The sequence below is a fragment of the Kitasatospora sp. NPDC042419 genome (genome assembly GCF_056437345.1).
The window spans coordinates 66,551-74,712 of record NZ_JBWKAW010000028.1; the positions used below are offsets into that span (position 1 = coordinate 66,551).

Here is an 8,162-nt window from a genome sequence, read left to right on the forward strand (position 1 = left end):
GTGCCGGTGCGGGCCGGGGCACCCGTGCCGGCGTCCTCCGGCCCGTCGCACTGCGGTTGCCGGTGGGGCGGAGGGGGCGGCCGGCGCGCGAGGGGCGGACGCGGCGGGCCCGGGATCGGCCGACAACGCACCCGTCGGCCCATGCCGGAGGTCTGTGCCGCCGGATGGCGCGACCCTACGATGTGAGCGCCGTCGGGCCTGACCCCCGACACTGCCGGCCGACGCCGGGCACCACCGGGCCCCGTGGGCCGGACGCCCCGCCGGCCGGAGCCCGACCCGGCGACCGGGAGCGGGCCCGCAGTGCAGGCAGCACCGCGCAGGCCGCCCGTCCTTCCTCACCACCCTGGGGGTACGCCCATGCACGTCGACACCCGCGCGCCGCGGGTCAGACCCGTCCGCGCCGCCCTGCTCGTCCTCGCCCTGCTGGCCGCACTGGTGGGCGTCAGCCTCCCGGGGGCCGGCACGGCCCACGCCGCGGTGCCCGACCGCTGGGGCTTCGCGTTCCTCGACAACCCGACCCCGCCGCCCGGCTACGTCCCGGACACCACCCGGCAGTGGGGCAGCTGGCCCACGCCGGCCACCAACCCGGTGAAGGTCGACCAGACCGGCGTCGGCTCCTACGTCGTGCACTTCCCGCTGATCGCGGGCCCCGGCGGCATCGCCCACGCCACCGCCGTCGGCCGCACCGGCAACTGGTGCCAGATCAAGGGCTGGGGCACGGCCGGCAGCGGCCAGGACGTCGCGGTCTCCTGCCACAAGCCCGGCGGAGCGCCCGCCAACACCCTGTTCACGGTGCTCTACACCACCAGCAGCGGGACGCCCGCCCCGCCCGGCGGCGGCTACGGCTACCTCTACTCCAACTCCACCGGTTCGGTGCTGACGCAGTACAACTCCACCGGTGCGGTCAACACGTCGAGCTGGGGCGGCAGCGGGTCCGGCATCTGGAAGGCCTGGCTGCCCGGCCTGGGCTCCGCCTCCTACGACGGGAACATCGAGGTCACCGCGGTCGACGCGGCCCAGGGCGCGCGCTGCAAGGTGGCCGACTGGGCGCCCGCGGCGTCCGGTCAGACCGTCGTGGTCGCCTGCTTCAACGCGGCGAACGCCCCGTACGACACGCGGTGGACGCTGAGCTACTCGCTGAAGCGCGCGGTGCACGGGCCGGCGTTCCCGCCGAACCGGTTCGGCTACCTGTGGTTCAACGGCGGCCTGCCCCCGGGGGGCAACTTCAACTCCACCGGCCCGGCCAACACGCTCGCCGGCTCGGTGCCCTACACCGTGACGCTCCCGAACGTGGGCGTCCCCTCGGACACCGCGCACGTCACCGCGTTCGGGCCCGGCCCGGACTGGTGCGGCCTGGCCCTGCCGTGGAACCGCACCTCGGGGACGGTGAGCCTCTACACCATCTGCTTCAACGGCGGCGGCTCGCCGGTCCCCGGCCGGTTCTTCACCGCGTACACCTCGGCGGTCTGATCCCGCCGGTCGGGCCCGGGGCGACCACCGCCCCGGGCCCGACCGCGTCCGGCCCCGTGGCCCCGTCGTCGAATCCGGTCGTCACCCCGTTCGGGCCCGATCGGCCGGAAGGCGGGCACGGACCCCCGGGAGTGGCTGACAGTGCCCGCCGGGGGTCCGGCGCGGACGGTCCGGCGGGTGGTCTACCAGATCGCCGCGACCCACTCCGGGTGGTCGATGAACGGGTTCCGGTTCTTCTGGTAGCTGTCGAAGACGATCTGGTTGCGGCGCTTCTCGAACTCGCTGGGCGGGTCCTGCTCGTTCCACTGCTTCAGCACGGAGAGCCGGCCGTGGAAGCGGGTGCTGCCGTTGACCGAGTCGTTGGGCTCCAGGTCGGGCCAGGAGTCGTCGCCCTCGTAGCGGACGGCCATGTAGAGGATCATGCGGGCGACGTCGCCCTTGTCGGCGTCGCGCGGCTCGAAGGAGTCGGCGTCCGTGTAGCTGCCGGGCGCGCCGCTGACGGCGCTGCCGCCCTTGTCGAAGTCCTTGTTGCCGCGGATGCCGTTGACCTGGACGTCGGCGGCGCGCAGGTGGTGCAGGTCGGTGCCCGGGCCGGCGGAGGTGCCGAAGTCGCCGTGGGACTGGGCCCAGACGTGCTCGCGGTTCCAGTTGCCGACGTTGCCCCCGTTGAGGGACTTCGCGCGCGAGGTGCCGCTGTAGAGCAGGAGCACGTTGGCGGTGTTGTTCGGGTCCTGGTCGAGGACCTTCAGGGCGTTCCAGACCGCGTCGTAGGAGATCCTGGTCTGACCGGTGCCGATGATGGTGTGCAGCGAGGCCTTGAGGCTCGTACCGGTCTTGCCGATCGCGTTCTTGTAGTACGTGCTGTCGTACGGTCCGGCGGCGGCGTTCGCGGTGGGGGCGGAGACTGCGGGGAGGGCGACGCCGACGAGGACGGCGGCGGCGGCCGCCAGCGCCTTCCATCTGCGTATCTGTGCAACGGACATGAGGGGCTGTCCTTTCCCGGACGACGCGAGCCGGGCCGCGGGGTCCGGGTGGGCCGGGCCGCGGTCTACGCGTGTTGACGTGGTGTTAACGGGAGCATGACACGTCAATGAGGAGCTTCTCGTAACCGATTGGAGGCCGTTCCATGACGTTCTCGCATACGGAATCCCGCGAGACGCGGAGCGCCGCCTGCCACTGCCGGGCGCTCCGTCCACGACCGGGTCGGGCCGGCGGGGGGAGGCGCCCGGGGTGAGGCGGTCGGGGCCGGACGGTCGGGGTCAGGCGGCCGCGGTGAGGAGATGGCGGGCGACGGCGCGGGCGCGGGCCGGGTCGCGGACCACGAGGTGGATCTCCCAGGGTGCGCCGCGGGAGAGTTCGGCCTCCACGGCGGCCCACACGGCGGCGATGCTCGCCTCGGCGGGCAGGCCGCCCCGGCCGGCGCCCAGGAGGGGGAAGCAGATCGAGCGCAGCGGAGGGTCGAAGGTGCCGTGCTCCTCGGCGAGCAGGGCGAGCGCGCGGGTCACGGCGCGGGTGACGTCGGTGGGCAGGACGTCGTAGTCGTTGGTGCCGGGGCGGGGCACGGCGACGGCTGCGTGGTAGATCCGGCGCAGGCCCTGCCGTTCGAGCGCGCCGGCGCCGGTGGGGGCGACGGTGGAGGCGAGCACCGGGCGGCCGAAGCTGCGGTACTGGTCGAGCCACTGGCGCAGTTCGGTGGAGATCCGGTCCTCGATGAGGTCGCCGGTGGGTCCGCGCACCGCGCCGGCCCGCCGCAGCACGGCGGACACCGAGTTCTTGTAGGCCTCGGCGAGCGCCAGGTACACGTTGCTGGGCGACACGACGACGTCCACGTCGCGGAGCAGGTCGACCGAGTGGGTGTGCAGGTGCACCGCGACGGTCCGGCCCTGGACGGGTACCCGCAGCACCTGGTGCTCGGCGGCGGGCGCCTGGTGGGCCGGTGCGGCGTCCCGGGCGGGCCCGTCGGCCGCCGGGGCTTCGGCGGGCTGTCCGGCGAGCCGGCCGATCTCGTCCACGACGGCGGCCAGGACGAGGAGTTCGTGGTGCCGGCGGAAGCGTTCGACGCTGACGCCGTAGACGGCGGCGGCGCGCTTGCGGCGGTCGGCGGCCGGTGAGTCGGTGGTGCCGGGGGCGAGGCCGAGGCTGTGCCGGGCGGCCTCCTGCAGGGTGCCCGCGTCGAGTCCGGCGACCGCGCGGCGCAGCAGGTCCTCGACGGTGCGCGGGTGGCGCGGCCCGGGTGCCTCGGCCAGGGCGGCGAGCAGCGGGAGGTGGAGTCCGCGGAGCCGGACCGGGCCCGCTCGCCGGACGACGCGCAGCTCGGCGAGCACCGCGTCGTGGTCGAAGTCCGGGGGGTCGTCGCCGGTCGGGTTCGGCATGGGCCCAACGATGGCACGGAGGAGGGGTGTTCACAAGCTGGTCCGCTCCGTCGGCCGTTCGTCCGGATCGGCGGCGGTGGGTCCGCCGGGCGGCGGGTCGCCGAGGGGCCGGACGGCGGCCGCTGCGGCGCGGGCCCGGGCGCGGGCGCGGCGCCCGTCGGCGAGGCACCAGTCGAGCAGCGGGGCGATGCTCGGGTGGACCGATCCGTCCTCGGTGAGGACGGCGGCGGTGAAGAAGAACCGCACCTCGCCGAACTCGTTGTGCATCGCCTGGACCAGGTTGCCCAGCCCGAGTTCCCGCCTGAGCCACTGCGCGGCGCGGTCGCTGTCCCGGTCGCCGCGCCGGTGGTCGTCCCGGTGGTCGGCCCGGTCGCGTTCCCGGTTGTCGACGAAGCCCCCGTCACCGTCCTTGCGGGGGAGCGGGATCCGGCCCCGGCGCCGGCCGGCCGCCGGGGCGTCCGGCAGCTCGTCGAGCAGGCGCACCTCGTCCAGCAGGTCCGACTTGCTGATCGCGACGGCCAGCCGCGAGCGGTGCAGCGGGACCCCCATCGCCGTGATCGCCGTGGCCGCCTGGTCGAAGACGGTCTGCGGCGCGACGCTGGAGGCGAGCGTGCGGTCCAGTCCGGCGCGCTGTCCGGGGTCGAGGAGGTTCCAGAAGTCCGGGACGGCGAGCGGGTCGAGGACGAACAGGAAGGTGCGGGCCGCCCGCGCGTACCGGAGGGCGTCGGCGTCCTCGCGGCTGACGAAGTGTTCGCCGGCGGTGTCGAAGAGGTGCAGCAGGCGCGGCGGCCGCGCGCGGTCCAGGAGGACGGAGTGGGCCCGGTGCCGGGCCCGCGGCGTGCTCCGCGGGTGGCCGCGGATCTCCAGCACCTCGCGCTGCAGCCGGTAGCGCTCCGCCGTCTCCTCGTCGGCGAACCGGGCGTGCGTCCGTCCGTCGGGGTCGGGCCGCTGGAGGACGGCGAGCATCGCGGCCATCAGCTGGGTCTTGCCGGCGGCCCGGCCGCCGACGAGCGGCAGCGCGTGTTCGGCGAGCCGCCCGGTCTCGGTGCTCAGCAGCCGGCCGCAGTGCCGGTGGGTGCAGTACCCGGGCAGCCGGTAACGGCCGGTCAGGAGGGTGGTGGGCAACCGCTGGTCGCACTGGCAGCGCCGGAGCAGGATGCCGTACCGGCCGGGCCGCAGGTCGCTGTGGCGCCGCCGGCAGGTGGGGCGGGAGCACTCGTACTCGGGCCGGCGCACCCGTTCGAAGCAGTGCGGGCAGAGCACCCCCTGGCGCAGGTGCCGGGCGGTCACGGCCACCTGGTCGAGGCCGGCGAGGACGAGCACGGCGAGTCCGCCGCCGGCCCGGAGCAGCAGGACCACCAGGGCGTGCACCAGCAGGGCGGCGGCCAGCAGCGGCAGCGTGGGCAGGGCGGCGGCCAGCACACCGGCGTAGCCGGCCAGGGCGAGCAGGACGTCGCGGTCGACCCGCAGCCCGTCGGAGACGGTGCGCAGGGCGTCGGCCGTGCCGCGGCGGTGCGTCCGGAGGCCGTGCACCGCGACCAGCCGCAGGTCGCGCCGGGCGGGACCGAAGGCGTAGGCGCGGTGGGCGGGTTGCGGCTCGTCCTGGGGGCGGTGCGGGGGGAGCGTCCGGTACTGGGGGTCGCTCCGGCGCAGCACGCCCACCAGTACGCGGCCGTACGACCGGACCAGCTGGTCCAGCAGCCGCAGCGCGCGGGCGGCCGCGACGAGCGGGGCGAGCACCAGGGAGACCGCGAGGCGGGCGAGGAAGCGGACGAGGGGGACGAGCAGGTCGAAGAAGAACGTCACGAGTTCCGTCAGCGCGTTCACCCGGCCGCCCCCGGCGGGCGCGGCGGGCGGGCGGCGGGCGGGGCGGTGTCCCCGGGCGCGCGTCGGCGGTGGGCCGGGCCGAGGGCGGCCAGCCGGCCGAGGGCCCGCCGCAGCAGGGGCGTCGGGTGCCGGGCCAGCCGCGCCTCCACCCGGTCCGCCTCGACCGGCGCGTAGCGGCGCAGGGCCCGGGCCAGCCGGGCGGCGTCGGCCGGCGGCCACTGCTCCCGGGCGTGCCGCAGGATGAGGAGGACGAGGTCCAGCTGGACACCGGACGGGTGGTGCGCCAGGAAGGCGGCGGCCGCCGCCAGGTGGCCGAGCAGGGTGTCCGGGGCCGGGCTCGTCCGGCTGACGCGGGCGGTCCCGGCCTGGAGCCGCCGCAGGTAGGCCTGCGCGGTCGCGGGCCCCAGGCGGGGCAGGCCCGCGGCCACCCGGTCGGGCCGCGCCACCGGCCGGTCGGCCAGCGCGGCGGGCAGCCGGCGGCTCAGCAGCGCCCAGGCGGGGTGCCAGCGGACCGGTGGCGGGTCGTCGAGCAGTCCGAGGAGCTGGTCGGCCGTCCCGGCCCGGTCCAGGCGGTCGCGGATCCCGAGGGTGCGGGCGACGCAGTCGGCGGTGTCGGGGCTCGGCCAGTCGGCCCGGGGCGCGGCGGCGAACAGTTCGTACAGGCGCAGGCAGCCGTCCAGTGCCTCGGCGTCGGCGATCTCCTGGACGAGGGTCAGGTCGAGCCACCGGCGGGCGCCGTCGTCCCAGCGCAGCCCGGTCGGCAGCTGCGGGACGACCGCGAGTGCCTCGGCGTGCGACCAGCGGGCGTGCGGCGACCAGAGGTGCCGGAGCAGCCGGAGGTCGAGCGGCGCGTCCGGCGGGCGCAGCGGGAGGACGCGCAGCAGCGTCGTGGCGGCGAGGTCGGGCCGCCCGGCCGCCCGGGCCACCAGGTACTGCTCCAGGAGCCAGTCGCGGCCGGCGAGGTCCTCCTCGCCGAGCAGGTCCGGCGGCAGCGCGAGGAGGACGGCGGGGAACTGCGCGCCGAGCGAGCCCTCCAGCCCGCCGAGCGTCTCGACCAGGCCCTGCCGGAACTCCGGCCACTGCCGGGCGGCGGCGGTCAGCAGCTTCTCCAGCCCGGCGAAGGGCGTGCCGGTGACGGTGGCGCCGAGCAGTTCCCCGGTGAGTTCGGTGCTGCGGCGGACGAGTTCGGCGGGCGGCGGCCGCAGCCCGGCGGCGGACGCCCAGCCGAGCAGGCGCAGCGCCCCGGCGGTGTCGGCCTGCCGGAACCTGGCCAGCCAGCGCCCGGTGATCCGCTCGCGCCGGGCCGGGTCGGTGAGCCGGACCGCGGGGAGGCCCTGCGTGTCGCCCTCCTCGCAGCGCAGCAGGTCGGCCTCGTGGACCTCGTCCAGCAGCTGCTCGGCGAGCTCCTGGTCGTCGCCGCGGGCGGCGGCCCGGCTGAGCGCCCGCAACTGCTCCCGGTCCAGGCGGTGCTGGCGGTGGACGTCGCGCACGACGGTGGTCAGCGCGGCGGCCGGCGGCGCGTCCGGGCCGGTCAGCCAGCCGGTGAGGGCGGCGAGGTCGCCCGGGGTCAGGGCGGTGCCGCCGGCCGCCGCCGCGGCCGCGGCCGGGCCGTGCCAGTCCTCGGCGGTCCGTTCGCGGCCGCTCAGGTACTCGCCGGCCCAGGACCAGAAGGTCCGGGCGGAGGCCGGGCCGACCCGGGCCAGCAGCGCGGTCAGCGGGTGCACGGGCAGCGCGGGGGCGAGGCCCCGGACGAAGTCCAGCAGGTAGTAGGCGTCCTGGTCGTCGGGCCCCAGGTCGATCCGGTTCTCGGGGAGGCCGCCGATCAGGTGCAGCCGGCCGCGCCCGGGGCGGTGGAGGTAGGTGGCGAAGGACAGCCGACGGGCGACGGGCGGCGGGAGCAGGAAGCAGGCGGCGGCGAACCAGTGCGCGATCCGGTCGGTGCTGGCGTCCACCACCAGGACCGTCCGGTCCTCGGCCAGTGCGGTCCGGGCGGCCTCCAGCAGGGCGGGCAGCAGCGCGGCGTGCGGGTGCGCGGCCAGGAACCGGCCGACCGAGCGCGGGGTGAGCGGGCCGGCGCCGGGCCGGGCCTCCAGGGCCGGGAGCCGGGTCCGCTCGGCCGGGCGGGACGACCAGACCGGCGACTCCCAGAGCTCGATGCCGAGCAGGCCGCCGCCGTCCCGGGCGAAGTCGGGGCTGGTCAGGGCGTGGGCGAAGTAGTTGCCGAAGCGCTGCGAGGAGTCCCGCCCGACGTACTGGACCCGGGCCGCGAGCACCGTCGCCCCCGGCACGAAGACCAGGTTGACCGGGCAGCGGGCCAGCTCCTCCGGAGCGGCCGAGTACAGCAGCGAGGGCGGTGGCTCGTAGGCGGTGAGCGCCTCCACCTCGCGCATGGTCTCGGCGGAGACGTCCGCGCTGACGGCGTTGAACTGGTAGCCGGCGAAGCCGCTCAGGCCCTGCTCGCACGAGGTGTAGTAGAGCTGCTGGAACGGCATG

General features: G+C 76.5%; 5 protein-coding genes. 1 reads left to right on the forward strand and 4 read right to left on the reverse strand.

Annotation, left to right across the window (positions count from 1 at the left end; all coding sequences use genetic code 11):
- Nucleotides 1-357 precede the first annotated feature (357 nt).
- The gene (locus AC067J_RS35170; protein ID WP_478306261.1) at nucleotides 358-1,470 is read left to right on the forward strand and encodes a hypothetical protein; all 1,113 of its coding nucleotides are present in this window, start codon (nucleotides 358-360) and stop codon (nucleotides 1,468-1,470) included.
- Between the two features lie 182 nt (nucleotides 1,471-1,652).
- On the opposite strand, the gene AC067J_RS35175 is transcribed toward AC067J_RS35170, so the two are convergent.
- The 4 genes from AC067J_RS35175 to AC067J_RS35190 all read right to left on the reverse strand — a co-directional run bounded on the left by AC067J_RS35175 (nucleotide 1,653) and on the right by AC067J_RS35190 (nucleotide 8,161).
- Nucleotides 1,653-2,453, reverse strand: a complete 801-nt coding sequence (locus AC067J_RS35175; RefSeq protein ID WP_478306262.1) for an endonuclease I family protein — start codon at nucleotides 2,451-2,453, stop codon at nucleotides 1,653-1,655.
- A 276-nt stretch (nucleotides 2,454-2,729) separates the two neighbouring features.
- Nucleotides 2,730-3,842, reverse strand: a complete 1,113-nt coding sequence (locus AC067J_RS35180) for a macro domain-containing protein (protein WP_478306264.1) — start codon at nucleotides 3,840-3,842, stop codon at nucleotides 2,730-2,732.
- 30 nt (nucleotides 3,843-3,872) lie between these two features.
- Entirely contained in the window at nucleotides 3,873-5,669 is a 1,797-nt protein-coding gene (locus tag AC067J_RS35185) for a TRAFAC clade GTPase domain-containing protein (protein WP_478306265.1), read from the reverse strand.
- Complete coding sequence (locus AC067J_RS35190; RefSeq protein WP_478306267.1) at nucleotides 5,666-8,161, reverse strand: GTPase-associated protein 1-related protein; 2,496 nt, start codon at nucleotides 8,159-8,161, stop codon at nucleotides 5,666-5,668. The genes AC067J_RS35185 and AC067J_RS35190 overlap by 4 nt, the downstream gene beginning before the upstream one ends.
- Nucleotide 8,162: the final 1 nt, after the last annotated feature.

Coding starts and splice junctions, on each gene's coding strand:
- AC067J_RS35170 (WP_478306261.1), top strand. CDS start 358: ATGCACGTCGACACCCGCGCGCCGCGGGTCAGACCCGTCCGCGCCGCC.
- AC067J_RS35175 (WP_478306262.1), bottom strand. CDS start 2,453: ATGTCCGTTGCACAGATACGCAGATGGAAGGCGCTGGCGGCCGCCGCC.
- AC067J_RS35180 (WP_478306264.1), bottom strand. CDS start 3,842: ATGCCGAACCCGACCGGCGACGACCCCCCGGACTTCGACCACGACGCG.
- AC067J_RS35190 (WP_478306267.1), bottom strand. CDS start 8,161: ATGCCGTTCCAGCAGCTCTACTACACCTCGTGCGAGCAGGGCCTGAGC.